This is a genomic window from Variovorax sp. 679 (assembly GCF_003952185.1).
In the GTDB taxonomy this organism is placed as follows: domain Bacteria; phylum Pseudomonadota; class Gammaproteobacteria; order Burkholderiales; family Burkholderiaceae_C; genus Variovorax.
The window spans coordinates 1-24751 of record NZ_RXFS01000014.1; the positions used below are offsets into that span (position 1 = coordinate 1).

Genomic DNA, 24751 nt, shown 5'->3' on the forward strand with positions numbered 1-24751 from the left:
GCAAGCAGCCAGATCGCGGCGCGTTCCCGGCCCGCACGGATGGCGTGGTGGAGCAGGGTGCCGAGGTGCCGGTAGGCATCGGGGTCCGCGCCGGCCTTCATTTGCTTCGCCAGGTAGGCGATCAGGGCAGTCTCGTTGCGCGCCGGCTGATCATCGGGCTTCGGAAAATCCCAGTAACCCTGCTCCGGTTCGGCGCCTGGCATTGAAAGCAAGGCGGCGAATGCGTTGTCCGTGGCGTCGCCGGAAAAGGCGTTCGCCGTCGTGGACAAAAGTGCGACCGACAGCGCCATCATGACGCTTCGCCCGAGCCTCAGGACTTTCTTGTGCATGGATTCCTCGCAGGTCACTGGATCGCCATGATGGCGGCCTCATCACCGCATCGAATGAAGACGGTGAGAAGCCCCCGTGAAATGGAAACGGCGAGGTCGAGATCATCGGATGAGCGCGTGGGACGAGATTCCACCAATCTACTCAGCGGAGTCCACTTCGGCGCGAGGAAGGTCATGCACACTCCGTACCGACGTTCCACACCGCTCGATCCTGCTTGCCCTGCGACGTCCGAATCGATCACTGCCTTCGATCCGTACGGGCGGAACTGGGAGCCCGTCTCGCGGAGGTAGGTCGCCAGTCGCAGCGGTCATGGATCCTTGCAGCACAAGTGGTGTGGCAGTGTCCTCTGGAAGGACGACGACCGGAGCAGGCAAGAATGAAACATACACAGGAAGCTCAAGGATGAAGCGACTCGACGCAAGCCCCTGCTTGCTGAGCGTGCTGGTACTGTGCGCGCCATCGGTCCAGGCGAGCGGACATTTGCCGCTCCGCCAGACTCCACCGGAATCATTCGCCAGCTTTGACGCATGCGTGGAGCGTCTGCGACAGCTGCACGCACAGAACAGGGTCGACACAGACAAAGGGCCCCAGCCGATCGAGAACGGTGCAACGCGCGAAAAGATCGTCGATACCAAAGGCGTCGTGGTCGACGGACGCGATGCAGCACACTACTACGCAGAGGTAGGCTGGTCGGTTCGCTCGCCTGGCGGTGACGGCGCGGGCAATCGCTGGATCCAGAGCAACTACACGTTCGAGCGCTGGGCGTGGACCTGCAGCGGTACGTCATTGAGCGGCACGATGGAAGGCGGCTTCACATCGCCGTCGTTCGAACCGCTGCGCTAGGGGGTGAGCGATGGCACGTTGTTCAACGGCAGTTTGCTTGCGCGGCGTTTGCACTTTTTCGCTTGCTGTTTATCTTCTCGAGCGAGCCATCTCGACGAACCTGCGTCGCTCGCAATGCAACCGCTGCAAACCAAAACAGAGTCACCTTCCATGAAAACGATATTTCTTGTCGCGGCACTCTTCAGTTCAACGGCGTTTGCCACGAAGCCCGTCATTTCGGTTTACGAGGGTCTTCCCTGCCGCACGGTCCTTGAGCACCGGCGAGACGGGTCGGTCCGCGCCCAACTGCATCAGTACGCGCGCGGCTACATCTCCGCGTACAACACGTACAACGCACAAAGGATCTACCCAGACCTCTCGGAGAAGATGGTCGTGGACTACGTGGTGAAGCATTGCCGTAAAAACCCCGGCTACGGCACATTGAACGCGATCAGGAGCATGGCGATCGAACTTGGAGCTGCAGATCTCCCTCGTACCAAGGAGCCATAGCCTCACTCGATCTATCTTGAGGAGGATAAACCGATGCCAAGACTCGCTTCTCCACCAATTCCCACGAAGCTTTTCGAACTGCTCAAGGACTATCCAGAACAGATCGCGCGTCTGCAGAAGGTACTCGACACATTCGCGGACCACGCCGCCCCAAGGCTACAGCCGTTCGATGAAGCCATCTGGTCGTTGGAAGATGAACTGGCAGATCTCGCGACCAGGGCACACGACGAACGGCAGGCAGCGGAGGTCAGCGGCGACACCGCCGCGATCGAGCGGACGAGGGAAAAGGAACGAGCGATGCTCCGGACGCGCTCCAAGGTCCGCTGGCTTGGCCATGACGGCTTTTGGAAGTACTTCCATGAGAACAAGGAGGCGTCCGAATGAGGCTTCCAGTGGACCGTTGGACGAGGCCCCAGCAGGCTCACCGGTCAATGGACTTCCCATCTTTTTGAAGGAGACGGGTGCGATGTCAAGACTTGCTCCTCCACCCATTCCTCCGCGGCTGCGCGACGTGCTCAAGGACTATCCGGTGCATCTCGAACAGTTGCAGCAGGAGCTCAACAAATTCGCAGAACGCACCGAACCGAGTCTGGCTCCCTTTGAAGAGGCGGCTTGGATCATCGAGTCGGCATTGGATGCTTTTGTCATCGACGCTATCGGAGAACAGAAAGTGGCGGAGGCATCTGGCGATCCTGCCGCGATTGCCAAGGCACACGAAAAAGCTGCGGTGATGGCCATCGCCAGCGGCAAGCGAACGTGGCTTGGCGATGGCAGTCTCCTCGACTATTTCTCGGGGGGAATCGGGAGGCCTTCAGATGACGGCCTCTAAGACTCAGCTCAAAACTGCAGCTTCACGGTGCTTTCGGGAGCGCCCGGCCGCCGCTTCTTGGGTTTTGGCAAGGCGTACCGGAGTCTCGAACCCGTCTGACTTCTTGGTGGATTCGAGCTCAGGAGCGCAGGCGACGAGGAACGGGGGTTGCGTCGGCTTGCGCTTGATCCAGCAATGCCTGTGCTGCACGCCACGCGCGCGCGGCGGCTTTCGAATCGCCGATGGCCCGCGCGTCGGCGGTGGCTCCGCTGAGCAGCATCACGTAGATGCCAGCCAGCTGCCTGGCTGTGCTGCGGCCCACGACCTCGGCCAGCAGTTGTTCGATCATCGCCAGCAGGTCGTTGCGATAACGCACCGCCACATCGGTCACCGGGGGACAGGTCTCGCCGAACTCCGCCAGCGCACGCTCGAACAGGCAGCCCGCAAACGTCGGGCTGCGGAACCATGTCCCGTACCAGTCGAAAATCCCCTTCAGCCGGGCGGTGGCGTCAGGCAGTGGCCCGAGCTTGGCGGCCATGCTGTCCATGATGAAGGCGTAGCGCTGCTCGAGCACTTCCCTGATCAGGTCTTCCTTGCTCGAGAAATGATGGTAGAGGGTCATGCGGGCGACGTCCGCCTCGTCGATGATCCGCTCGATGCCGACTGGGTGAAAGCCATGACGGGAGAACAGCTCACCGGCCTTGTCCACCACCTGCTGGCGCTTGCTCGCGCGCATTCAATCATCTCCTCGTTGTGCGATGGCATCTTAGCCGAGCAGGGGCGCTGGGCATTTCCGTGGATTCCCGCGACTGTATGGGGCGCTGTCGCTGTCGCTGCCGTGTCCGCTACGCGGCGATGAACCGAGGAGACCAGAAATAGATACCGAGAGAGTTGACCGCCTGTCGGGAGCTGCAGAGACTACGGCGATGAAATCGCTTCGCCACCACGCCCTTTGTGCCGTCCTGAGTTTCGCGTCCGTGGCAGCGACAGCCGGTGGGCCCATGGAGAGTTCGAGCACTCGCCCGGGTCTGTTCCTCGCGTGGCTCTCGTCGGTGGATGACAGCGAATCGGTGAATCTCAATTTCAGCAGGCGTGCGGATTCCCGTGAGATCAGCGAGCATTGCAGGAGTGGAAGTCCCGTCTACCTTTGGGGGAAGAACACCCGATTCACGTGCAAGGCTGAACCGTATGAGGTCGACAGGCAGGACAGTTGGAAGACGCTCGCAGTCTCGGTGAAGGGCCCGACTCCGAAATCCGGCACAGCGCAGGTCGGCGTGTTTTCATTGAAGCCCACACGGACCACCCGTTGGAACACGAGAGCGGTCACGTCCGACGAGCAGGTGGCGGTGAAGGTATTGATCGCCGGAAGCAAGCCGCATTTGCGCCTGCCTGCGAAGCAGTTGAAGTTTGCCGCGGCCACAGCAGTCTCTGCGTCGAACGAAGGACGAACCACGATCATCGTGCCCGGCAATGTGGTGCGGGACGTTCCGGGCGAGTACTACGCACGACGCCACTATGTCTTTGTCAGGGAAGAAGGCGGGACCTATGCCTACCGGGGAATGATTCCCGCCAAGCCCGTGAACTACTTCGATCTCGACGGCGGCGATTTGCCCGCCATCCTCGTGGAGGAAGATTGCGACGGCTGGTGCATTTCCCTCTGGAGCATCTCCAAAGGCGTTCGCGTTGTCGCCGGCTTTTCTGGCCATTGACGGCGGCAACGGTACTCGCTTGGCGTGGACGAAAAACGGAGTGTTGAGGCCACGCGCCCTTCGGGATGCCGCAGCGCACTGGCTGGCGCGCCATGCCTTACCGAGGTGAGGCCGGATTCTGCGCGCGCTGCACAAGAATGCCGCGCTCGATCAGCAGCGCCAGCAACCCTGTGTAGGTCGGGCAGGCGCGGGTGGCATTGCGGACAAGCGCGTCGTCGATCCCCGCCCTGTCGTCGCGCACGCACGCATACAGCTTCGCATCCGAGGGGTGCAATCGACCAAACGCGCCGCACAACTGCACGAACGCGACGACCTCCTCGAACAGCTTCGTGTGTACTTCCATGCCGACCATCGTGTCGGAGGTGTACCCGCACGCCTCGTCCACCTTGGCGGCATAGGCGCACAGGTCGTAGCGAGGTAGCCAAGGCGGATCCAGCCCGTCCAAGCTGCGGGCGATCTCGTCAATGCTGGCTGTCAGTGTCATCGTGCAATTCCTCTGTGATGCCCGAAAGTGATGCGCCCCGGAAAGGCCTGTGCGCCTTGGGGGCGGATGGTTTCCTTGGCAAGCCGAATGCGGTGCAGCCACAGTGCAGCTCGGTGCACCGGTCGCCTGGTATCTCTGCGTCGACCCAGCCTGGAGGACGGGGCCCCTGAACGTGTCAGGCAGTGCTGATGCAAGCCATGCAACCAGCCAGAAGGATTTTGAGTCGCATCTTTATCCACTCTTCGTAAGCCATGACGCTGGCAGCCTCTAGACAGGGACCCGCGGCTAGGGGTCCCGTCTCGGCAGGCTGCAATCGGTGTAGTACACATGGCATTCGGTATCGCCATCGCTGCGGCAGACCGCCATGGCTCTCTGTATGGCCTCTTCCTTGGTGCCGGCGTAGGCCGTACTGAATCCACGACCCCCGACGATCATCGCTCCGCATCCATTGGCATAGGAAATCTGGAGCTTGCAGGGCGTCCCTCCCTTGGCCTGGCAATCCGCCAATGCCTTGCCCGCGGCACCTTGCTCGCTACGCTCCCCGGTGGCAGTCCCGAGCACGCCCTTCACTCCATCGGTGGCGATCGCCCCCCAACGAGACCCCAACTGGAGGGGGGCGCCACGGTCTCTGGGTTTGGGGGATTGCTGCGAATTGGGTGCGGGCCCGCAGGAAGTCGCGCTGTAGGGGATCCAACCCGAAGGGCAAGCCATCTGCGCGTGAGCCTGGGAACCGAAGAAATGCATGCTCAGCGAGGCCAGGAAAAATACGAGGAGTGCTCTTTTCACGATCTTGTGATCTCTCCGCTGCCATCAGCTTCAGAATCGGCCGGTCGAAACGCTGAACACCCGATCAGTTGTTGAGCACGCCGAATGGCAGTGTCCATCCGGGAAGTCCGTTCCCCGCATTCGACAGGGTGCCGGTCACGTGTCCGGCCGGCATGAACATCGGGCCGGTGCGATGTTCCATCGTCTCCTTCGGCGTATGGCCGAACTCGGCCTTGAAGATGCGGTAGAAATATTTCTCGTCCGAGAAGCCGTGGGTCCACGCGATCTCTGCAATGCGCACATGCCGACGTTGCGGATCGCTGAGCATCTGATGCGCATGACGCAATCTTCTGCGCCGGATCTGCCGCATGATCCCGCCGTCAGCCTCGAACAGCTGGTAGAGCCTGGCGCGCGACAGGCCGACGTCCCGACAGATCTTCTCGGGCGTCAGGTCGGGCTCCAGCAAGTGTGCATCGATGTAGTGGTGAATCCGCTCAAGCAGTGCAGCGCCGATCGAGCTGCCGGCCTCCCGGATCGTTTCGGCGGTCGGGGACACAGCGGCGGCCATCAGCAGCAACATCGACTGGACCACGTGGAGCACGTCCTGCTGCCGCAGCGCGGAGAGATTTCGAAAGAGCGACAGGATCTGATCGCCCAGGAGACGCCCGACGCTGCTGCTCAGCGTGCGGTCATGCAGAAGCGCTGCATGGCCCGGCAGCAGGTACCTGGGAACGACAACGCTGATGACGTCTCCGGCTTCGACCATGCAGTCGTTGAGCTGGGCGACATCGTAGAAGAAGAGATCGCCGGCTCGCTTGATGGCGTCCGACCCCATGGCCCGGCGTGTGACTTGCCCGCCAAGCAGCAGCGTGAAGCGAAAGGAATCCTGGCCATCCAGCCGGATGCGCCGCGCGTTGCGGTGGACCAGGTAGGTCAGCGGTCGGGGGCGTTTCGGCCAGCGTCGTCCCGAGATGACCAGAGGGCCGAGCGCTGCGCCTGTTGCCTCCGCATCGAATGCGCCGTAACCGTCATCCTCGAATTCGCAGTCGCACAGATTGTCCTTGACCCACAAGTGGAAGCGATCCCGTTCGGGGTAGTCGGTCGTGGAGAACCTGAAGACGGGAACCGTGTCCGTCCGTTCGATGGCAACGAGCTTTCTTCCCATAACCTGAGAATCATCGCCGATCGGCGTGACGGTGCCGGTGAATGGCGCAGCTGATGCGCTCCGTGCAAACGGTGAATGCCGCAGACGGGTGGCGCATCGACTCAATGACGGCTTGCTTCATCGAGCAGAACCTTGGCCGACTGCCATGCGTGGTGCGCCGCCTCCGGATCCCCGTGGGCATGCGCCGCGGTGCTCGCACCGTGGAGAAGCATCGTGTAGGTGGTGGCCAGTCGAACGGCATTCTTGGCAGGGACCAAGGTTCGCAGCATGTCGGCCATCTGCTTCTCCAGCGTGCTCCGGTAGCGGATCGCCACATCCGAGATGCCCTCGGCCTCGACGCCGAATTCGGACAGCGCCCGCTCGAACAGGCATCCAGCAAAGCCCGGCGTGCGAAACCAGTCGCCGTACCAGTCGAAGATCCCTTTGATCTTTCCCGCCGGATCGGGAATCTCCTGCAGGCGCTGCGCGATGTCGGCCAGGATGTCGTCGGAGCGCTTCTCCAGGACGGCATGCACAAGGTCCTCCTTGCGCGGGAAATGGCGATGCATCGCGATACGCAGTTCATCGGAGGCACCGATGATTTCTTCGACGCCGACAAGGTAGAAGCCTCTTTCTGAAAAGAGCTCGGTTGCCCTGCCGATGAGCCGATCACGGCTCTCCTGCTCCATGCCTTGTCCTTCGAATCGCAACGATATGGCGACGATGCATCGATGGTGCTCATGCCGTCGCCGTATCGGACGAATCGTAGTTCAGGTGCCCCGGAGGCCCGGTGTAATCGCGTCCACATCGGGTGGAGATACGACGTCGCCCAGGGCGTCCACTCTCGGGCCGTGGAAAGGTTCAGCAGGGAACCCGGCCGCCGCCCATCATGCACCAACGCTGCGTTTCCTGTTGCGGCGGCGGGTACGGCAGCCCGGTCCTTGGATTGATCTGGTCGAGGCCTTGACCGCGGAGATTGTTCGTAGCGCGGATTGCCGCGGCTTCCGACAAGACTTTTTCAGTCGCCGCGCGCTGTTGCGCGAGGTCTGCCTTCTGTGCGTCATCCACCCTCTTGGTCATGGTCACCAGCCGCGCGAACTTCGGATCGCGGACATCCTGCAGAGGCGGCAGAGGCGGCACGACAGGCCCGATGAGTATCGGGCCATCGTATCTCGGGACAGGCAGCTTCGACGGCTTGCCGAAGTCTGCCGCCATGGCAATGTCCCACGCGGCCGCGTTCATTCCGAGCGCGTGTTCGTAGTCCCGATTCACATTTGCCAGCGTGAGTGGCTCTGCTGGAGCGGAAAGCGGCTGCAGGGAGGGCGGGAGGGCCTGTCGCGAGGCAGGGTAGATGGCGTGCATCCAACTCACCACGGCGAGGGAGTACTTGTACAGGAGCGCATCGTATGCGGCGAGTACCTGCGCCTGGCTGTAGCCGCCAGGGTTTTCGAAGAGCGGCTTGTAGGCGAGCAGACTCTGTGTGTACAGCTTGTTCGCGTTCTGCTGATCAATGACAAGCTGCTGCTGTGGATCGCTCGAAGCGGAAGGCGAGTTGGCAGCGCATCCCGAGAGCACGCCGACGACGATGGCCACGCCTGCCGCCGCCCGAAGTGCCGACTGAATTTGAAGTGAGGCTGCGGAAATTCGGATCATGTTGAGAACTTTCATCTCTGTGTCTTCGTCGTGACAGTGGTCGGGTTTCGCCGTGTTGAATAGCGCGGATGAATATATACCGATCGATCTAGTTTGAATAGAATTCGAAACGAGCAAACGGACGGACCCTGCGGAGGATTCTTGATGCCGAGAAGAAAGGTGGGCACGCTGTCACGCGATGCGCCAGCTCGATGTCCATTCACCATCTTTCGTCCAGCAGTATTTCGGAGAAGACGTATCGCATCAGTCATCTTCAGATGAATCTCCATTCGCCAGCACACCGTCGATCCTTTTCATACAAACGCAGCGCATAGAACCAGCGCTCACCTCAATCTCTCGCCATGCTGTCACGCCTTTTCCTGAATGCCCTCGAGGTACCCGCCGCGTTGAGTGCGGCACTCACGCTGAGCCTTGCGCTGACCTTGCCGGCAATGGCGCAAACTGCTGCGACAGCGCTGCGCGTGCAGTCCGATCTGAAGGACATCCGCATGAAGGCGATCGCCAGCCTGCCCAAGGCCGGCGGCAGCGCCGGCGAGCGCAACGGTTGCCCGTGGCGCGTTCTCCAGCCGAAGTCGGCAGCGGCCAGGCTGGTGGCTGCACAGGGTTGGGCCGTGATGGCGGATGTGCCGCTGGGCGCCTATCGGGCCGTCAGCTTCGCCGGCCAGATGGAAGCCGGCACCAGTGGCACCTGCAACATCACCCAAGGCAATGTGGCCGTGTTCGACGGCGACAAGCTCGTCGCGCTCGCCTACGGCAAGTCGGCCGAAGACACGGCCATCGGCAACCTGACCGCGCTCGAAGGCGGCGCGGTGCGTGTGTGGGACGGCGACATCGTCGGCTCGCCGGTGGGCGACCTGCGCGTGGAGGCCGACGGCACCGTGCGTCTGGGCAAGCTGGCCGACGAGGAATCCGTCTGCAAGGGCCAGGCCAAGGTGCCGAACGTCTACGGCATGCCGATCGACCAGGCGCGCAAGGCGCTGGCCGACAAGGGCTGGAAGCCCGTGCGCATCAAGCCGGATGGCGAGTCGCGGCAAGCGGGCTTGATCAAGCGCGGCATCGTCGAGGTCGAGTCCTGCGCGGGAACGGGCCTTGCCTACTGCAGCTTCAGCTATACCGGAGCGGCCGGTGCGCTGTCGGTCATCACCGCGGGCGAGAAGGGCCTTCCGAACGTTGTTGGCTACGACGCCAAGTGCCGCTGATCCTTCTTCCCGTCTTCACAGCTTCCAAGGAGCCCTCTTCATGCAACGCCTGCCCAGGATCGGTCTGTGGACGTTGTCAGCCTGCGCTCTGCTGATCAGCCTGAGCGCGTGCGAACCCGCCACGCCACCCAAGGGACCGGCAGCGCCGACCGCATCTACGGCGCCCGTACTGAACGCTCCTGCATCGGTCAAGACCGCAGCGTCGCCCCTGCAAGCGTTGCTCGGTGTTTTCGGCGGTCAAGCAGCTGCTTCCTGGTCTGCGTTTGACAGCGTTCCCAGCGTGCACTGGGATGACGCGAAGCCGCTGGCCAACCCCGACACCGTCTCGCCCGATGCCACACACTACCGCGGTGGGGACATGCTGCTCGCTGGCTTCGGCGAGGTCGATGTGCCGGACGGCAAGGTTGGCGCCGAGGCTGGCGTGAAGAAGGACAACGAAGGCCATGTCGGCGTGGTGCTCAACGGCAATGCGACCAGCGTGCTGTCGATCGTGCTGCAGAAGTTCTATCCGAGCGACGACGCGCAAGGCATCCTGCAACGGCAGTTCGGCAGCGACACCACGGTGAAGCCTATTGCCGGTACCTGCGCGCTCGACCACGGCACGACGGCACCGAACACGCAGAAGAACGTGTTCTACGAGGTCAGCCTCGCCGGTGTCGCCATGCCGGTGTTCGCAGAAACGTATGTCGACGAAGACGCAGGCAACCAGGGACCGGGCGCCACGAACTTCGTTTTCTACCGGACCAGGCCTCAGCAGCGCATCGTGGACATGCAGTGCAAGACATCCTGATCCTGAGCAGGCAGACACCCATGCGCCACACTCCATGCCACGTTGTCCGTCGTCACGTCCTCTCGATCGCGGCGACGCTGTCGCTGTGCATGGGTCTGGTGCTGGCAAGCTCTGCATCTGCCCAACCGTTGCAGAGCGGGGCCGCGGGCAATGCCACCGTCACTGATACCCCGCTGAAGCTGTTGCTGGCCGATTTCGTCAAGCAGACCCCGTATAACCCGTATGCGCCGCACCCCGGCGTGCGGTGGAAGAACAGCAAGGACGCAGGACCCGAGGCCGAGGGCGTGATCCAGTTGCCCGGTGCCCTCGGCAAGCCCTCCGTGCAGGCAGTCCTGACCATCCAGCGCGATGCAAAGGGCCGCACCACATCGATCGGCGTCTTGATCCCGCCAGCCAGCCATCAGAAGCCCACCACGCGGTTCCGTGAGATCCTGCGGCAGCAGCTCGAGCCCGGCGTGGATGTCGCGCTGGTGGCCGACAACTGTGCGTGGGACGAAGGCGGCATGGAGCCCTGGAGCAAGGATGTCTTCATGCGACTGACCTGGCCAGGGGAGCAGCGATCGCTGTTCGCGCGTGGCCGGCTCGAGGCCTGGCCCGATGCTGCATCCAGTGCAATCCACTCCGCGTTCTTTTTCGACACCGAAGATCCATCGGAGCTCATCAAGCAAATGGGCTGCCAACGCGCCAAGAAGCCGTAGGCCATAGGACGTCGAGCATGCGATCTCGCATCCCTCTACTCCTGCTGCTGTCGATGTTTGCCGCGTTGGCCTGTGCCGGGCCACAGGACAGCACGATCCAGGACAACCCGATGCCACGGGAACGCTACGAGGTCACGCTGCAGATCCATCGGCCGCCAGGCACCTTCGATGACGCGGCGCGTGGCTGGGTGCGCTACCGGGTGGGCAACGAACGTTGCCTGCCGCTGACGCCGTTCGAGGGCGCCTCGCTGCATCCCGAGAAGGTGGTGGAGTTCGTCGTCACGCGGGTGAGCGCCACCGTGTACCGTGGCACGGTCGTCCCAGATCGCCTGCAGGACGCGGACTATCACGGCCTGGGCGTGTGCCATTGGGCCATCAACACGCTGAATATCGAGCTCAAGGGTAACGGCGTCAAGTTCAATGCCGCCATGAGCGGCGGCGAGCTGCTGGCCGGAAAGCCGGCCACCACCTACTACGCGGTGGCCGACTACCAGCGCGCGTTCAACCATGCATACGCTGATGGATTCACCGACCGCGCACTCTTTCGCGCGACGCCGCCTGACGACATTTTCGATATGACATTGACAGCACAGTCATTGCCATGATGGGGCTGCGCATCCACGCACTTGAACAGGAATCGTCGCCACGCGGCTCAACGCTTGCTGCATTGAACCTGACCCACGAAATTGCCCCGGAAGTCACCATGAAAGCTCTCCTGAGATACGCCACCTGCATCACCTTGCTCGTCAGCACCGTCGCGGCGCATGCGATCGACTGCAGAAAGGCCAGCAACCCCGTCGAACGTACGATCTGCGCCGATGAAAAACTCAAGGCCGCCGACGCGGAGATGGGTAAAGTCTATGCGGCTGTCATGCAGCAGGCCGGCAATGACACCGATCTGCGCGCGATGCTCGTCCGCGGCCAGAAGCGCTGGATCGAAGCGCGTGACAAGCGGTTCGCGGATCCGCAGGATCTCGCCGGCGCGCCGAGCGGCAAGGCCCTGCACGCCAGCCTGCTCAAAGCGATTCGTCAGCGCACCAAGACAATGAGCGAACCCAGCAAGGCCAACCCCGCCACGCCACACCTGCTGGAAACGGCGCTCCAGCAACGCAAGTTCCTGGCGCAATTCACGGGTGGGGCATTTGCGGGTTTCGAGACAGGATGCGATTTTCTGCCCGGCGGTCAGGAGCTGAGCTATGGCTGCTTCAGCGAACGCCGCTATCAGAACCGGGACCGGGTCTGCACCCTGATGGATGACTGGGCGAGCGGCGGCTACTACCAGACACGTCTGGTGGGCAACGTCGTTCAAGGTCGGCTGGAAACCGTGGCGGCATGCGGCGACGGGTCAGAAGGCGGCAGCCCATGCCCGGACACGGTGGACGATCGACGCAAAGCGAATGCAGGCTGGAATCTTCACCCAGGCCGCCCAGCCCTGGCACCCAAGGCTCTGCCCAAGTTGGATGCCGAAGTCGAGCTTGGTGCCGAAGACACCGATTGGCTGCACGCCTGTCTGGCAGACAGCCGCTACCCGCAGAACACCGGCGCGGTGCGTTGAGAGGGCGATCATGTTTTTTACCCCGCGTCGATCCCCGCCCGCCGGCACTTCCCGGTGGTTTCTCAAGGTCAATACTCTGATGAAAAGCAAACTCGCCTTGGCGCTCATGGTGACAGCATTCACATTCTGTACTCAAGCCTATGCAGAGGGCGGCTGTCCTCCTGGCACGGTTCCACAAGGTGGGCAAGGAGTAACTTCTTGCAGCCCTATCCCTGGGTATGGCCAGCCGGGGAATCAGGGCATACCGGGCGCACCGCTCAGTGTCACTTATATCGAGCGTTGGGGCGCAGTCGCTCTGGATGCCATGGAAACCGGCAACATTGGCGCTTCGCGTAACAAAGCAAGCCGATCCGAGGCAGAGAAGATCGCCATGAAAAACTGTCTCGACCTGGGTTCAAAGAAATGCGAATTGATCTCCGCCTACTCCAACAGTTGCGTGGCGGTAGCGAAGGCCGATACTCACTATAGCGTCGCAACCAGACCGACACAGCCCGAAGCCGAGAAAGCCGTTATAGGCCTGTGTGAAGATGCGTCATGCAAAGTTGTTTTTAGCAGTTGCACCATGGCGCTACGTCTTCAGTGAGTTCGGAGCATGGGCAGATCGCAAATCATGAAACGCTTGCAGATGTTGCTGATTTGTCTGCTGGGCGTTGCCGGCACAACGCTCCATGCCGAGGGTGGCTGCCCTAGCGGCATGGTTCCCGAAGGCGGCCCCGGTGCGTCGTCCTGCCGACCCATGCCTGGCTACAACCAGAACGGAGCTGCGACACCCGCAGTGCCGAGGATTACCTGGATCTCTCAATATGGCGCTGTGGCCATGGATACGACCGAGACGGGATTCATTGGCGCGTCTCACGACAAGCCGAGCAGAGCGGATGCCGAGCGCATCGCCATGCAGAACTGCCTTGACCTGGGCGCAAAGAAATGCGAACTGCTCAACTGGTATGCCGACGGCTGCGTTGCGCTCGCGCAAGGCCCCACCCTTTTCGCGGTAGCGAATGGCAACAGCCCCGCCGAAGCGGCAAACGCCGCAGTTGCAAATTGCAAAGAGGCGTCCTGCAAAGTGGTCTACAGCAATTGCAGCAAGGCCAAGGCCGTTAGATAGTCTTCTGGCCCAACTCGATCAGCGGATACAAAAACAAGGGATTGTTCAATGCAGACTTCGTGCTTCTGGCTTCGAGCGTCGCTGGTACTTGGCTTCATGGTTGCGCTTTCAACAGGGTGTGACGCTGCCGTGCCGCTTGATAATCCGCAGAACATCGAGCCACCTGCGTTGACCCGGCAAGTCCCTCTTCACTTTAAGCGCCACAACTTCGAGGCGCTTTGCTACAACACCATCGGTTGCACCGTTGTGTACAACGGTCACTATCAGGTGCACGAAGCCGAAGATGAAATCTCGCCTCCCAAGCCGGCTGGCATTGGCCGCAAGGCGTGGGGGTCAACGGAACTCGATATTCGCAATTTCCCGAAGCCGGCCGAAGTTCGCTGGAAATCGAAGGATGGCGTGGCGCATGTGGCGAGTATCGACATCGGCCAGATATTCAAGGACGAACTGATCTGGCACAACCTGCGCAAGGAAGAAATGGCCGACTTCTACGCCGGTCCGGTCGCAGGCTCGCCAGACATCTATCTCGAAGTAGACAACCGCACCATCAGCGTCTACACGGCGATGTCCGTTCCAACGCGGGACGAGCAGATTCCCGGCAACAAGGACAGCAATTTCCGGAAGGACATCTTTCTTGTCTGGAGCAGGACTTACTGATGGAGTTCCACGTGGACAAGAAGCTGCACGAGAGAAATTCATCAATCAGGCCTGCATCGAGATACGCGATCACCATGAGATTCCTGCATTCGTCGCTGCTGCCCTTCGCCAGCAGGGCCGCGGACCCGGCGCGTCAAGCATTTGAGGACTCCCCTCTGGGCACCAGGGCTGCCAATGAATCAAGTTGCTGCGCCTGGATATCAATGGTCATCCGACAGGCCTCGATGACCTGCGCTTCGACGCCACAGTCTTTCGCCATTTCAGGCAGAGCGGCAACCTTCGGCGCGAAGCGATGCAGGGCTTCGGCGATCGTGCCTCGCTCACTGTCGGCTACCTCCAGGCTTTCAACGATCTCCGTCCAGACGCGTTGAACCTTGCCGTCGCTGGCTTGCCAATGGCAACTGCGCGGAATGATCTCGGGATCAAGAAACATCGGAGCAAAGTCGAAGATGGGTGTGAGTTGCACCGTCCCGTCCGGTAGCCGCTGCACCGCCGTGTTGCGCGCGTGGTTGTCTGTGTTGCGCATCGCCAGATTCAGGACATCGCGCAGCATGAATTCGATCGTTTCGCTGAGCGGGGCGGCCACCACTGCCCGCAGGCCACGCAACAGTCCCTGCTGGCTCTTGGGCTGCCCGAAGCCACGCAGATCGCACACGCTCGCCAAGCTTTCTTGATGCAAGCGATGCAGGCGACCCTCAACCAGCAGGCGGTCAAAGCGACGCACGAACAGCACGTCACCGTGTAACTGTGGCGCATAAGTCGTGCGCAGCCCGCATGCCGCGGCCAAACGCAGATAGGCGGCTTCATTTCGCAGCACCGTCCGATCTGCTTTGCTCTTGCCGCGTGGCAGCTTGAGAAGCCAGTGCATGCGAGCGCGGTCGTCGGATAGTGCCATGTCCGGGAACCAGCGCCCCTCTTCGTCGGTGTTCAGAAGGTACTTGGGAGATACGCCCTGAACTCCGGTGGTGCCGGACGCCAGCATCGCATGCTCTGACAGATGGGACAGGAACTCCTCAGTGCGACCGAGCACTTCTTTCGCTGAGAACCCCACCACCGCTGCGGTGCCGCGGTCGTGCTGTGCTTCCTCATCGAAGAACTGTAGTGCCGAGTCGAATCGCAAGCAGCCAATGGGATTGAAGGCGCCGACCATGGCGAGCGGTAGGACCAAGTTCTCCGTGTCCTGAAGCCTCAAGCGCTGGAGAAGGTACTTTCGACCCTCGCTTTGTGGCACGAGGTCGTAGAGGAATGCGCAGGCTTGCCGATCGAACTCGAGGCCTGTTGGGCCGTCCACCAACCTGTCCGGCTCCAGCCCGAGGGAAAGGCCGAATGCGATCGACACCGGATCGTCGATGCCGAAGACGTACTCCGGGAGATATTCCAAGCGACAACGGTCAGAGCCCAGGGCCTGGATGGTGGCAGCAGTGCGCCATTGGCCGCGCAGATGGACCTGAATGGTCGTGGTCTCACGCGCAGGATCAGACATCGATGACATGCACTGGGTTGAGATCTTTATCGAACTCCTCGTGCTGACTCAAGGACCGGTTCAAGTAGCCAGGCGGATTGCCATGAAAGCGATCCGCTGCCCACTGGACGGCGCGCTTGGCCGGCGAATGAATGTCGCCGGCGAGGACGACAACATCGAATTCGAGATCGGGCACCGGCTCGAAGGGCGCGAACTCCAGGTGGAGATCGGAAAGGATCCACACTTTCATCGGGATGCCCTTTCAAAGCGCGCGCGAAGCTCGGCACTGGCCTTGTCGTCGAAGCCGGTGAACGATCCGCACGCCACCAGGTGGTCCTTGCAGTGATCGAACTGCCAGTAGGCATCGTCGAGCGCAACCCACGGCTCGTTGACGGCATCGTGGATCTGGAGCCAGGCGAGGATTTCTCCTTCACGCGGCCTGTACGGCGGAGGAAGTCCGCACCCCGGGTACGGGGTCATCCCCAGGATACGAGCTCGAATGTCACTGGAGAAGGGCTTCATCAATGTCTTGTAGCGGAGATGCTCGCGCCAGGACGAACTGATCACGATCTTCACGTGCGGGAACTCGCGCAGCAACGCTTCGAGCCGCGGCAGGAAGCAGAAGTCGACGCCGTTAAGGATGTGATCTTCCCCCTCCGGATGCAGCACGCCATCGAAATCGAGGAACAGGATCACTCTGGACCTCCCAGCCCACTTTCACCGGTCCTCATACGACACCGCCGTGTTGGATAGCGTTGAGCATCGATCGCACCTTGTCCAAGCCGCCCGCGGCTGCGAACACTGCGGGCGTCTGGCCGTTGAGCAGTTCATGGGGTTTGTCCAGCCAGGTTCGGGCCTCCGCGCCAAAGGTCTGGGTAGCGAGATCCAACAGGTCTTGTGGAAGACCATCCGACTCAAGCTGCCCCTGCGAGTCCAGCGGCCATGCCAGGTGCGAGCCCATGTCGATCCCGAAGGCGCGGAACGGTGCTGCAGCACTCTGCATCCCTGTAGCGCGATAGTCGATGTTCTGGTGATGGTGACCGTGAACTACGAGTTGGACGCCGAGCGTCTCGGCGAGCTCGTCGATCGCCTGCCAGCCATGCGGGTGGGCCGACGGCGCCTCGTGGGCCACCAGGATGTCGGCGGGACCACTGCGCAGCAGTCGCTGGTAGTCGACCGGGAAGATGGAGGATCGATGCTTGCGGGAAATGCCGTCGCGCCAGCGCTCCTCGCGCTTCATGGTTCGGCGCATGGCGTCGCTCGATTCGAACGCAGCCTCCTCGATCGGCCGCCGCGGATCCCAGATCTTGGTACGGAAGATGCCGCCCAGGCCCGCGATCTTGTACCCGGCGATGTCGACGATGCGTCCGTGGAAGTTGCGATCCGCAAGCTCTGATCCCCACAGGTTGTCGTAGTCGGTGTCCGAATCGGTATCGTGGTTTCCGTGAATGAACCAGACCTCAGTGAGATCCAGGATTGGGCTCAACTCAATGTGCAGCGGTTGGCGCGCCTGGATGTCGCCCAGCAGCACGATGGCTTCAGGCCGGCAGTGCTCGACTGCGGTGACCACGGACTCGAGATCGCCGTGCGGGTCGCCGAAGAACATCAGCTTGGGCACCGACTGCATGCGCTCGGATTGCGCGTGAAGGTTCAACGAGATGCGCGGTGTCATTTCATTTGCCGAATGGCGGCTCATCGGCCAGCCGCGAACCGCAGGAAGTGCGCGCGCAACTCCTGGCAGCTGTCCTGGTCGAATGCCCGTTTGGGATCGGTGACCACGAGCCGCGCGAAGCCCGCTTCAAAGCTCTCAGGCCAATCGTCGAGCGCGACCCACTCCGCGTCCCCGCGGCCGTTCCCCCAAGCCAGGCCTGGATCTCCAACTGGCGCCGATGCTGAACGGCCGCATCGGGGTCGAACTGCGGCGTGGCTCCAATGATCCGGTGTCCTGGAGACGCTCATGCCCCAACGCAGCGGCTCGGGATCGTGCAGGAGCGCGACTCGGTATTCCCCGAGGTCCTGGGCATCGACATGGATGTAGCCACCCGCAGCCTCCAGGTAGGTCTGCTCGTCGGAGGTCTGATTCAGGAAGTCGCGCAAGCGTTCTTCCCAAGCCGCCTGCGTCACCGGCAAGCGCTCGTTCTGGATGATCGAGCGCGACGAAAGCGCTTCGTCCGATGCATCGGTGAGGACCAGCGTGCATGTCGCACGCCGAGCCCGATCTCCATCCACCGTCAGGACGATACGGCCATTCAACAGGTCATCGATGGAGGGCGTCGGCGGGTGAACGTCCACGACCATCGCGTTGATGCCAAGCTTTCCCGGGGTCCAGGCGCTCGGTGGGCGCACATACAGGTTTAGCTCAATACTTCGCTGTGTCCTGGGGTATGGGCCGGTCGGCGAATCGACTTGTATGCGGGTCGCTATGGCGATCTTGTGACGTCCCACGCCCAAGTCTTCCAGCATGAAGCTCATGGTGGGCGCGTTGCGATCGCACTCGAAGACCTGCCTCTGCCCGTCGTCAATGGCGATCTGATAGGCATCGAACTCGTGATCGCGCGTGATCGTGAAGCAGGGGGTCTCGCTGGTGAGCCACACCCCGAGGCCGTCTTCTCCCCATTGCCGCGGCAGCAAGCCAAGGGGAGAAACACGAATCTTCGAGTGCGTGGAGATGCCCGCGCGTTCCAGCATGCGGGTCTGCTCTTGCGAAACGACGTCGTCCAGCACCAGTTCCACGCAGCTCACCCCGGCGCAGTTCAACGAGACGGGGCGCCCCAGGCCGGTGATCCGCGTGGCGTCCTGTGACACCACCAGGTAGGTTTCGCCTGCGGCGACGTGGGCGGTGGCGAGCTGCTTGGCGGTCCCATCGTCCAGCCGCCGGAAGAGCCAGACCTTTGCGAAGCGGATCTGGCATTCCGGGGTGACGATCTGGTCGAAAAACGGTTCAGCGGCGTTGAAATTCAGGACGCACTGGCTTTGCGCAGGCCAGCTCGCCAGGAGGCACTGCACCCCACTAGGTGACAGCAATGTGCGTCCGAGAAAAAGCGCCGTACCATGGGCAGGCATCGTGTAGCGGACTCTCTCCAGATGCGAGCCGAACTCGGGCTGAGCATCGACCAGGGGCTGGAATGACGGGACGTTAAGCACTGCATTCCATTGGTCGACGCCGGTTCGGCGCAACTCGATGGACGGCCGAAGCAATACCCCTTGCCGTTCTCCGATGGTGACTTCCGCCGGGGCGGCCGTGTTGTCCTGCGGGGATGACGGCCAGTACTGCTGCTTGATGTCCGGCAACTGGAATTGCAGCGTTGAGTACGCCGTCTGGGCCTGGCTGAGCCAAGTCCTCGCAAGGCCGCGCGAGTTCAGGTCCGCGGTGATTCGTTGCAGGGTCGGCCCATGGATCGAGATCTGCCCACCACCATCGCCCTGCAATAGAGTGTGCACGAGTCGGCCAACCAGATCATGCTGCGCCAGCAGAAACCGGAACCTTGAAGACGGGTTGTAGGCGTACTGGGCGATCAGCTTGCCGGTGGCCTCCGGATGCAGGTGCACGATGGTCCTGAGGTTGAAGCGCGCGTAGTAGATCGTCTGCGCGAGATGCTCTTGCAGATCCCGCGGAAGCAGCGCGTTCGCGATGGGCCAGGCGATGTAGTTGAAGTGCTTAGCCCACACGCCCTGAGGTTGCACACCGGCGAACTCCTTGCAGAAACTCCTGAACCAGTTGCGCAGACACGCCCGATCACCGTAGGACTCCCAGTTGTCCGTACGCTGGGCAAACGAATGCCAGTATTCCTGGCCATCGAAGTTGTACCCATGCTCCGCGGCGTGCACGATCCACGACAGCTTGAAGTCCCGAACCATCCCGCGCTTGCCGAGGCTCTTGCCGAGCTGTTTCGACAGAGTCTGAACCTCCTCTTGCTCAAGACAATGCTCCAAGGCGAAAAGGCGGTGCCCGCCCGGCGCCTTCGTTTGAGCCAGTTGGGAGAAGTGTGTCCGAAGGCGTTCTTCGAACTGCGCAAGCACTTCGCTCATTGCGCGAGCCAGTCGGAATCGGAAATCTTTTCAACCGCAACACACACAGCGCTGCGGTTTCCAGAAACCACCGTACCTGCCAATGTGGCTGGCATCCCCGTTGACGTAATGCAAGCGAGATTCCCTGCGCGAGCGAACGTCATCTCCTGGGGGACTGAATATCCCTCTTTCACCGCACCCCTCCAAGCGTCAACCGCTTCTCAATACAGTGCAGCCTTCGATGTCATCGATCATCCAAGGCGTTATCTTTGTGTCGGAATCTAGCCAAGAACTACGACTTTTGGAAGTCGTGTTTTCGGGATCTTTTTTTGAAGATCTGGACTTGCCTTGCAAATTTTGCGAAGGTTGTCGCACAAACGCGCAGCCATGGATTTCTTCACAAGAAGGTCTACCCCAGCCTCATTAGGCATCTGAGCCCGCCGCTTGGCATCACCAAATCAGGGGATGTCTTTCTCCTGTGACCAGAGCTAGATTGATCGAGCTTGGGCAGCGCTCGACGAGAAGAACGATCGAGATACCTTTGCCAGTAAGGACACGACCCTCGAAGGAGCGAGCGCCAGAATTCCAGATACTCTGGGTCGCCTAACCTCGAATTGCGACCGAGCAAATGAATGGTCGCCGTGGGAGAGAACATGAGGAGAAGAAACCCACTCTTACGCATCGTGCGATGGGCGCGCTGGGGCGCTCGGACCTTTATTGGCAGGCCCGCGGCCGATGCGCTGCGAGGGCTTGTACGTTGCCTCTTTCCGGTCGGTTCCCTGCTCTTGTGGTTCGGACTGATCTTCAGTGACCAGGGCAAGGACGTGCTGCGACACGTTGTCGAGGCACTGAGCCCGGGCGAGGAGTTCAGTCTCAACGACGCAACCTTCCTGGGCTTTGCTGCCATCGCGCTGGGGCTATCGATTTGGTACACGATGCGCTGGATGCTGACTGTGCAGCTGGCCGGTGTGTGCTTCCGGCGTGTGCGGCCAGGATGGTTTCGCGTCCAGCTGCCACGCGCGGCGGGCGCTGCGGTGCCGATGCTGGTAGCCGTGTGCGTGCTGCGCAATCTTCCTTCTGACTGCTGTGCTGCCGAGGCACCGGTGCGGATGGCGGGATACCTGATGGGCGCGAGCTTTGTCGCCATCGCCGCGGCGATGTTTGCCTTTTTTGTGGGTCGACGAAGGGTTTTTCGTCGGCTCGGCCAACCCACGACGTTGCCCATGCGCGCGCCCTTGCCGACTGAAACGAAGCTCGTGCTCTGGTGGGGCTCCGGCGTGCTCGTCATGCTGGCGCTGATCTTCACGCTGGTACCGCTGGCGGGGCCGCGAGTCGTGGGCAGCGCTGCGGCTCCCGCGCTGGCCATCGCGGCCATCAACCTGATCGGCACCTTGGTGCTGACCTACCTGCCCATGAAGCGGGGCGTTCCCTCTCTCGCGGTGGTGGTTCTTGTATGGGCAGTGCTGGCCGGCTTGCACAACGACAACCACACACTGCGCGATGCGCCCGATGCCCGCTACCCCGCAGCCGAGCGGGCCGATCTGAAAGAGGCACTGTGGGCATGGCTTGCCGCGCAAGGCGTGGCATCGAGCGCAGCCCATTCGGGGCCGGATAGGGTCTATCCGGTCATCATCGTCGCGAGCGAGGGCGGGGGCATTCGTGCGGCTTACTGGACGGCGGCGGTGCTTGATCGTTTGCACGAGCCAAGCCCTGTCGGAGCGTCTTTCGACGCCGGCCGCCATGTCTTCGCGCTCTCGGGGGTATCGGGTGGCTCGCTGGGCCTCGCGTCCTGGCTGGCCGTCAGGCGAGGCAGGCTGTGCCCGCCGCCAGCTTCCGCCGAACCCCCCAGTGATCCGCCAACGACCGCGACGGTGGCGCTGTCGCGGGACTTCCTCTCACCGGCGCTGGCGGGGCTCTTCTACTACGACCTGATGCAGAGTTTCTGGCCCTGGCCTTACCCGTGGTTCGATCGCTCTCGTGGGCTGGAGGAAGGTTGGCAGCGCGCGCATTCGCAAGTACCGGGACGGCCTTTCGAGCACACGCTGGGCGCGCTTTATGCGGGGTGCCCGCAGCTGCCCCTTCTATTCATGAACACGACCGTGGTGGAAACCGGCAAGCGCGGCATCATGGCGCCGGTGAGCCTTACCTTCATCAAGCCGCCGCCTGGCGGGGCCACACACTGGGGCCGCGACGTGGAGGACTTGATGGATGCCAAGTGGACCACCGCGACGCAGCCGCTGAGCGGGCTCGTTCACCACAGCGCGCGCTTTCCCATCGTGAGCCCGCCCGGTTCGGTCGAATACAGTGAAGATCGCGATGGGCAGGGGGGAACGCGATATGAAGGGCGCCATCCCGAAGACCGCACCGAGGCCTTTCGCCGGCACCACCAGCCTCACACGCGCATGCGTCTGGTCGATGGGGGGTACTTCGACAACTCCGGAATCCAGACGGCGCTGGATCTGTTCATCGCCTTGAGCGGGCTTCAGGAGGAGCTCAAGAAGGAGGTGCCCGGCGTCCAGCTGCGCCCCGTGTTGCTGGTGATCTCCAACAGCGCAGCCGCCGATCCTGGTGAGGCACCGAAAGACAAGCCTCCGCCGGAGCTTTCTGCCCCTCGCCTGCTGCATGATTTGTTCTCGCCAGTGCGCGCGCTGGTCGGTGTGCGTGACTCGCACACGCGCATCATGCTGGCGGAAGCCCAGATGCGCTTCGGCCCAGGCAACGTCATCAAGATACCGATGCCGGCGAATGCGAAAGGCGCCGACCCTGCGCTCGGCTGGTCGCTGTCCAGGCAGGCGGTCCGATTCATGGACGACGCGGCGCTTGACGTGGTTCAGAAGGTGCGCGAGACGGTTGCAACGGCGGCGTGCAGCCGAACGTCAGCCAGCGATGTCTGCGAGCCCAAGCCATGAAGAGCCGGATTCTGGTGCGTCTTCTGCGTGAGCGTCTTCACCGGGCGCGTGGACCATGGCTGCTACTCGCGTGGGTTGCGTTGCTCTGTGGTGCCGGGCTGGTCTACTGGATGACGCCTGGCAACGCGCTGGAGGCGCTTGGCCAGGCTGCACGCCCCTTCGAGTTCTCGCAAGTACGTGCCCGCTGGGGAGAGTCGCTCGTACTGCTGCGGCGCGTGCTGCTCGTCGACTCGATGCTGATCGTTCCTGGCTACGTCGGCTTGTTCATCTTCTTCGCGAGGCGTGTGTTCGCGCGAGTTGGTCGATTGGATGATGGCCGGGATGACATCAATCTGTCATTTCATCTGGCGATCGCGATACAGGTCTTCGCGGGGCTGGTCGATTTGGTGGAAAACGGCGTCATCATGCGCGCTGCCGAGGATTCGAAAGCGGGGGTGCTGGCCGATGCGATGCTGGTGGACCTGCGCCTGCTGACGGCTCTCAAATGGGGCACTCTCGGCGCAGCGTGGCTAGTGCTTGGCTGGAAAGCCTTCTTTGCACGTCTCGCTATCCCAGCGCTTGAGCGCAGCGAAGCGCTGGCTTGGCGCTTCGCGGGACTCCTTGCGGTGGCGGGGGGCTTTCTGTTAATAGGCTACGCGCTCGGCGAGGCGCAGTGGCGCACGGTGGGCCTGCTCACCTGGCTCGCAGCGCTGCTCGCGTTCACCAGCGCGGAAGTGGCTGTCCAGATTGGACACGGAATTCGCGCACTGATATCGAAGCTTGCGCCGCAGCGGGCGGCGCGGGATTGAGGCTTGCGAGGAGTGCGTACAAGCGAGGCCCCTGAGCACTTATTGCAGCGAGGCCCTCTTCACCTCGCCATTGGTGTCGAACGAGATCGCCAGTCTCACGCCTTCCGAGGAAGACAGCATGCGGTCCAGGCGCTCGTTCAGGTTGAGGGAGAAAACCTCATAGGCTCGAAGCTGTTCCAAGCCGATCTTCTGGAATTTTTCCATCTTCAGATTGACCTTGTCCTTGCGCGCCTGAAGAATCTCATCGCTGTTGAATCGTGACTTGATCAGTTGGTCCGCCTTCGATGCAAGATCGCTACGCAGGCGGCTCAAGAGCTCCTCCCACTGGGGCCCCTCGGCCTGTGGCCGGGCATAGTTCTTTTTCAGCGGATCGATGTAGATGAGCAGGAAGTCCAGAAGCCTCATGAATTCGGTGTAGAGGCTATGGCGCGTTGCCAGTTTGTCCGTGGTCTCAAGATGCGAGAGGAGTGCCTGGAAGGTGTTTTCCGTTCCGCCCCAGGTGTCCGCGTCCTGTTGACTCTGGATGCGCTTGGTGAGGCTGCGGACATCTTCAAAGAGCTTCTCGCGCCACACATTGGAGGACATGACCAATTGAGCGATGGTGACCTGCATCGGCATGCTCAGCTGATCCGGGCTTCCATTCGACTTGAGGAGCTCTGAGACGCTCTGCAGATAGGTGAGGCCCCCCTTGATGCTGGCTACTTCAGAGGCCTCGAGACTGTCCTGGATCTGGCTGATTCCGCCCTTCAATGCACTCAGGGAACGCTCTATATCCGCGAGGTGGGACTGGGCTACCGCGATGCTGACGAGCTGAAAGGCGCCGGCCGCCAGTTGTTTGACCTGTCCCGTTTGGACGATTCGCCCTTTTCCAACGACTTGTTTGGACGTGCTACTGATGGCGTCCGCCAGCACCTCGCCGGTTTCGGTCTTCATGAGGCGAAAGGTGCCATCGCGCAAGCCCTCCTGGATGTGCGGTTGAAACACGATCTCCACCGTCTTGCCTGGAATGCTGACCGCTGCCTTGAAGAAGTCGCTCGCGAGCCGGGTGACAAGCTTGCCGGTACCGTCGGTGGGACTTAGTTCCAATCCGCCCTTGGGCATGGAATCCAGTTGCCTGCTGGCGATAACAACCTGTCCTTGATCGTCCAGGAGCTCGAAGTTGGCCGATTCGATGTCGCTGTGCCGAGTGAGTGCTGGAGTGGGCGTTGGCGTAGCCGGTGGAGACGCAAGTGCCGCTCTCTGCGCTGTGGTTTTCTTCCTGCCGAGCAGGAAGGCCCCATAGACGACCCCGAGCAAGACCACCAGGCCGATGGCCATCAAGACAATATTTTCCAAACCCTACCTCCGATATGTGG

Annotated in this window: 29 protein-coding genes; 15 read left to right on the plus strand and 14 right to left on the minus strand. The window is 61.8% G+C overall.

Annotated features, from left to right (window positions below):
• Together EJO71_RS29115 and EJO71_RS34480 are read right to left on the minus strand one after the other, a co-directional pair.
• On the minus strand, window positions 1–329 hold a 329-nt coding region (locus tag EJO71_RS29115), incomplete at its 3' end, for a hypothetical protein (protein WP_164546933.1).
• A gap of 14 nt (window positions 330–343) precedes the next feature.
• Window positions 344–505: a hypothetical protein gene (locus EJO71_RS34480; RefSeq protein WP_164546932.1), complete on the minus strand. Its 162-nt coding sequence runs from the start codon at window positions 503–505 to the stop codon at window positions 344–346.
• A gap of 227 nt (window positions 506–732) precedes the next feature.
• On the opposite strand from EJO71_RS34480, the gene EJO71_RS29120 reads away from it, so the two are divergent.
• The 4 genes from EJO71_RS29120 (at window position 733) to EJO71_RS29135 (ending at window position 2491) form a co-directional block, all read left to right on the plus strand.
• Complete coding sequence (locus EJO71_RS29120) at window positions 733–1173, plus strand: hypothetical protein (protein WP_125952289.1); 441 nt, start codon at window positions 733–735, stop codon at window positions 1171–1173.
• Window positions 1174–1323: 150 nt separating this feature from the next.
• A complete protein-coding gene (locus EJO71_RS29125; protein ID WP_125952288.1) occupies window positions 1324–1662 on the plus strand; it encodes a hypothetical protein in 339 nt (112 codons plus the stop codon).
• A 33-nt stretch (window positions 1663–1695) separates the two neighbouring features.
• Complete coding sequence (locus EJO71_RS29130; protein WP_125952287.1) at window positions 1696–2046, plus strand: hypothetical protein; 351 nt, start codon at window positions 1696–1698, stop codon at window positions 2044–2046.
• Between the two features lie 82 nt (window positions 2047–2128).
• Window positions 2129–2491, plus strand: a complete 363-nt coding sequence (locus tag EJO71_RS29135; RefSeq protein ID WP_125952286.1) for a hypothetical protein — start codon at window positions 2129–2131, stop codon at window positions 2489–2491.
• Between the two features lie 118 nt (window positions 2492–2609).
• Here the strand turns inward: EJO71_RS29135 and EJO71_RS29140 are convergent, their stop codons facing one another.
• Window positions 2610–3206 carry a TetR/AcrR family transcriptional regulator gene (locus tag EJO71_RS29140; RefSeq protein ID WP_125952285.1) on the minus strand — a complete coding sequence of 199 codons (597 nt, stop codon included), beginning with the start codon at window positions 3204–3206 and terminating at the stop codon, window positions 2610–2612.
• Window positions 3207–3471: 265 nt separating this feature from the next.
• Here EJO71_RS29140 and EJO71_RS29145 point away from each other — a divergent pair, with 265 nt between their 5' ends.
• Entirely contained in the window at window positions 3472–4179 is a 708-nt protein-coding gene (locus tag EJO71_RS29145; RefSeq protein ID WP_137860900.1) for a hypothetical protein, read from the plus strand.
• Window positions 4180–4276: 97 nt separating this feature from the next.
• Here EJO71_RS29145 and EJO71_RS29150 read toward each other — a convergent pair whose 3' ends face one another.
• The 5 genes from EJO71_RS29150 to EJO71_RS29170 all read right to left on the minus strand — a co-directional run bounded on the left by EJO71_RS29150 (window position 4277) and on the right by EJO71_RS29170 (window position 8240).
• Window positions 4277–4663 carry a hypothetical protein gene (locus EJO71_RS29150; RefSeq protein ID WP_125952283.1) on the minus strand — a complete coding sequence of 129 codons (387 nt, stop codon included), beginning with the start codon at window positions 4661–4663 and terminating at the stop codon, window positions 4277–4279.
• A 285-nt stretch (window positions 4664–4948) separates the two neighbouring features.
• Complete coding sequence (locus EJO71_RS29155) at window positions 4949–5407, minus strand: DUF4189 domain-containing protein (protein ID WP_125952301.1); 459 nt, start codon at window positions 5405–5407, stop codon at window positions 4949–4951.
• 106 nt (window positions 5408–5513) lie between these two features.
• Entirely contained in the window at window positions 5514–6593 is a 1080-nt protein-coding gene (locus tag EJO71_RS29160; RefSeq protein WP_240651561.1) for an AraC family transcriptional regulator, read from the minus strand.
• 101 nt (window positions 6594–6694) lie between these two features.
• The gene (locus tag EJO71_RS29165) at window positions 6695–7261 is read right to left on the minus strand and encodes a TetR/AcrR family transcriptional regulator (protein WP_125952282.1); all 567 of its coding nucleotides are present in this window, start codon (window positions 7259–7261) and stop codon (window positions 6695–6697) included.
• Between the two features lie 172 nt (window positions 7262–7433).
• Entirely contained in the window at window positions 7434–8240 is an 807-nt protein-coding gene (locus tag EJO71_RS29170; RefSeq protein WP_206169063.1) for a hypothetical protein, read from the minus strand.
• A gap of 326 nt (window positions 8241–8566) precedes the next feature.
• Between EJO71_RS29170 and EJO71_RS29175 the strand changes: the two genes are divergently transcribed.
• The 8 genes from EJO71_RS29175 (at window position 8567) to EJO71_RS29210 (ending at window position 14229) form a co-directional block, all read left to right on the plus strand.
• A complete protein-coding gene (locus EJO71_RS29175; protein WP_206169062.1) occupies window positions 8567–9424 on the plus strand; it encodes a PASTA domain-containing protein in 858 nt (285 codons plus the stop codon).
• A 40-nt stretch (window positions 9425–9464) separates the two neighbouring features.
• Window positions 9465–10214, plus strand: coding sequence for a hypothetical protein (locus tag EJO71_RS29180; protein WP_125952281.1), 750 nt, complete (start codon window positions 9465–9467; stop codon window positions 10212–10214).
• A complete protein-coding gene (locus tag EJO71_RS29185; protein WP_125952280.1) occupies window positions 10199–10912 on the plus strand; it encodes a hypothetical protein in 714 nt (237 codons plus the stop codon). The genes EJO71_RS29180 and EJO71_RS29185 overlap by 16 nt, the downstream gene beginning before the upstream one ends.
• Before the next feature lie 17 nt (window positions 10913–10929).
• Window positions 10930–11517, plus strand: a complete 588-nt coding sequence (locus EJO71_RS29190) for a hypothetical protein (RefSeq protein WP_125952279.1) — start codon at window positions 10930–10932, stop codon at window positions 11515–11517.
• Window positions 11514–12467, plus strand: a complete 954-nt coding sequence (locus EJO71_RS29195) for a lysozyme inhibitor LprI family protein (protein WP_125952278.1) — start codon at window positions 11514–11516, stop codon at window positions 12465–12467. The genes EJO71_RS29190 and EJO71_RS29195 overlap by 4 nt, the downstream gene beginning before the upstream one ends.
• A gap of 79 nt (window positions 12468–12546) precedes the next feature.
• Window positions 12547–13050: a DUF4189 domain-containing protein gene (locus EJO71_RS34485; RefSeq protein ID WP_164546931.1), complete on the plus strand. Its 504-nt coding sequence runs from the start codon at window positions 12547–12549 to the stop codon at window positions 13048–13050.
• Window positions 13051–13077: 27 nt separating this feature from the next.
• Window positions 13078–13572 carry a DUF4189 domain-containing protein gene (locus EJO71_RS29205; RefSeq protein ID WP_164546930.1) on the plus strand — a complete coding sequence of 165 codons (495 nt, stop codon included), beginning with the start codon at window positions 13078–13080 and terminating at the stop codon, window positions 13570–13572.
• 48 nt (window positions 13573–13620) lie between these two features.
• The gene (locus EJO71_RS29210; protein ID WP_125952275.1) at window positions 13621–14229 is read left to right on the plus strand and encodes a hypothetical protein; all 609 of its coding nucleotides are present in this window, start codon (window positions 13621–13623) and stop codon (window positions 14227–14229) included.
• Between the two features lie 133 nt (window positions 14230–14362).
• Here the strand turns inward: EJO71_RS29210 and EJO71_RS29215 are convergent, their stop codons facing one another.
• From EJO71_RS29215 to EJO71_RS34870, 5 genes are read right to left on the minus strand one after another with little or no spacing between them, the layout of a single operon-like run.
• Window positions 14363–15712: a HipA domain-containing protein gene (locus tag EJO71_RS29215; protein ID WP_164546929.1), complete on the minus strand. Its 1350-nt coding sequence runs from the start codon at window positions 15710–15712 to the stop codon at window positions 14363–14365.
• A complete protein-coding gene (locus tag EJO71_RS34865) occupies window positions 15705–15941 on the minus strand; it encodes a hypothetical protein (protein ID WP_240651560.1) in 237 nt (78 codons plus the stop codon). The genes EJO71_RS29215 and EJO71_RS34865 overlap by 8 nt, the downstream gene beginning before the upstream one ends.
• Complete coding sequence (locus tag EJO71_RS29225) at window positions 15938–16387, minus strand: HAD domain-containing protein (protein ID WP_125952273.1); 450 nt, start codon at window positions 16385–16387, stop codon at window positions 15938–15940. The genes EJO71_RS34865 and EJO71_RS29225 overlap by 4 nt, the downstream gene beginning before the upstream one ends.
• A 31-nt stretch (window positions 16388–16418) precedes the next feature.
• Window positions 16419–17387 (minus strand): metallophosphoesterase, encoded by a 969-nt coding sequence (locus tag EJO71_RS29230; RefSeq protein WP_240651559.1) that lies wholly within the window; start codon window positions 17385–17387, stop codon window positions 16419–16421.
• Window positions 17384–19720, minus strand: coding sequence for a hypothetical protein (locus tag EJO71_RS34870; RefSeq protein ID WP_240651558.1), 2337 nt, complete (start codon window positions 19718–19720; stop codon window positions 17384–17386). The genes EJO71_RS29230 and EJO71_RS34870 overlap by 4 nt, the downstream gene beginning before the upstream one ends.
• 764 nt (window positions 19721–20484) lie before the next feature.
• On the opposite strand from EJO71_RS34870, the gene EJO71_RS29240 reads away from it, so the two are divergent.
• On the plus strand, window positions 20485–22608 hold the full coding sequence (locus EJO71_RS29240) for a hypothetical protein (protein WP_125952271.1): 2124 nt from the start codon (window positions 20485–20487) through the stop codon (window positions 22606–22608).
• Window positions 22605–23396 (plus strand): hypothetical protein, encoded by a 792-nt coding sequence (locus EJO71_RS29245; protein WP_125952270.1) that lies wholly within the window; start codon window positions 22605–22607, stop codon window positions 23394–23396. Before EJO71_RS29240 ends, EJO71_RS29245 begins: the two co-directional genes overlap by 4 nt.
• A gap of 39 nt (window positions 23397–23435) precedes the next feature.
• On the opposite strand, the gene EJO71_RS29250 is transcribed toward EJO71_RS29245, so the two are convergent.
• On the minus strand, window positions 23436–24731 hold the full coding sequence (locus EJO71_RS29250) for a hypothetical protein (RefSeq protein WP_137860859.1): 1296 nt from the start codon (window positions 24729–24731) through the stop codon (window positions 23436–23438).
• Between the last annotated feature and the right edge of the window lie 20 nt (window positions 24732–24751).

Coding starts and splice junctions, on each gene's coding strand:
- EJO71_RS34480 (WP_164546932.1), bottom strand. CDS start 505: ATGACCTTCCTCGCGCCGAAGTGGACTCCGCTGAGTAGATTGGTGGAA.
- EJO71_RS29120 (WP_125952289.1), top strand. CDS start 733: ATGAAGCGACTCGACGCAAGCCCCTGCTTGCTGAGCGTGCTGGTACTG.
- EJO71_RS29125 (WP_125952288.1), top strand. CDS start 1,324: ATGAAAACGATATTTCTTGTCGCGGCACTCTTCAGTTCAACGGCGTTT.
- EJO71_RS29130 (WP_125952287.1), top strand. CDS start 1,696: ATGCCAAGACTCGCTTCTCCACCAATTCCCACGAAGCTTTTCGAACTG.
- EJO71_RS29135 (WP_125952286.1), top strand. CDS start 2,129: ATGTCAAGACTTGCTCCTCCACCCATTCCTCCGCGGCTGCGCGACGTG.
- EJO71_RS29140 (WP_125952285.1), bottom strand. CDS start 3,206: ATGCGCGCGAGCAAGCGCCAGCAGGTGGTGGACAAGGCCGGTGAGCTG.
- EJO71_RS29145 (WP_137860900.1), top strand. CDS start 3,472: ATGGAGAGTTCGAGCACTCGCCCGGGTCTGTTCCTCGCGTGGCTCTCG.
- EJO71_RS29150 (WP_125952283.1), bottom strand. CDS start 4,663: ATGACACTGACAGCCAGCATTGACGAGATCGCCCGCAGCTTGGACGGG.
- EJO71_RS29155 (WP_125952301.1), bottom strand. CDS start 5,407: ATGCATTTCTTCGGTTCCCAGGCTCACGCGCAGATGGCTTGCCCTTCG.
- EJO71_RS29160 (WP_240651561.1), bottom strand. CDS start 6,593: ATGGGAAGAAAGCTCGTTGCCATCGAACGGACGGACACGGTTCCCGTC.
- EJO71_RS29165 (WP_125952282.1), bottom strand. CDS start 7,261: ATGGAGCAGGAGAGCCGTGATCGGCTCATCGGCAGGGCAACCGAGCTC.
- EJO71_RS29170 (WP_206169063.1), bottom strand. CDS start 8,240: ATGAAAGTTCTCAACATGATCCGAATTTCCGCAGCCTCACTTCAAATT.
- EJO71_RS29175 (WP_206169062.1), top strand. CDS start 8,567: ATGCTGTCACGCCTTTTCCTGAATGCCCTCGAGGTACCCGCCGCGTTG.
- EJO71_RS29180 (WP_125952281.1), top strand. CDS start 9,465: ATGCAACGCCTGCCCAGGATCGGTCTGTGGACGTTGTCAGCCTGCGCT.
- EJO71_RS29190 (WP_125952279.1), top strand. CDS start 10,930: ATGCGATCTCGCATCCCTCTACTCCTGCTGCTGTCGATGTTTGCCGCG.
- EJO71_RS29195 (WP_125952278.1), top strand. CDS start 11,514: ATGATGGGGCTGCGCATCCACGCACTTGAACAGGAATCGTCGCCACGC.
- EJO71_RS34485 (WP_164546931.1), top strand. CDS start 12,547: ATGAAAAGCAAACTCGCCTTGGCGCTCATGGTGACAGCATTCACATTC.
- EJO71_RS29205 (WP_164546930.1), top strand. CDS start 13,078: ATGAAACGCTTGCAGATGTTGCTGATTTGTCTGCTGGGCGTTGCCGGC.
- EJO71_RS29210 (WP_125952275.1), top strand. CDS start 13,621: ATGCAGACTTCGTGCTTCTGGCTTCGAGCGTCGCTGGTACTTGGCTTC.
- EJO71_RS29215 (WP_164546929.1), bottom strand. CDS start 15,712: ATGTCTGATCCTGCGCGTGAGACCACGACCATTCAGGTCCATCTGCGC.
- EJO71_RS34865 (WP_240651560.1), bottom strand. CDS start 15,941: ATGAAAGTGTGGATCCTTTCCGATCTCCACCTGGAGTTCGCGCCCTTC.
- EJO71_RS29230 (WP_240651559.1), bottom strand. CDS start 17,387: ATGAGCCGCCATTCGGCAAATGAAATGACACCGCGCATCTCGTTGAAC.
- EJO71_RS34870 (WP_240651558.1), bottom strand. CDS start 19,720: ATGAGCGAAGTGCTTGCGCAGTTCGAAGAACGCCTTCGGACACACTTC.
- EJO71_RS29245 (WP_125952270.1), top strand. CDS start 22,605: ATGAAGAGCCGGATTCTGGTGCGTCTTCTGCGTGAGCGTCTTCACCGG.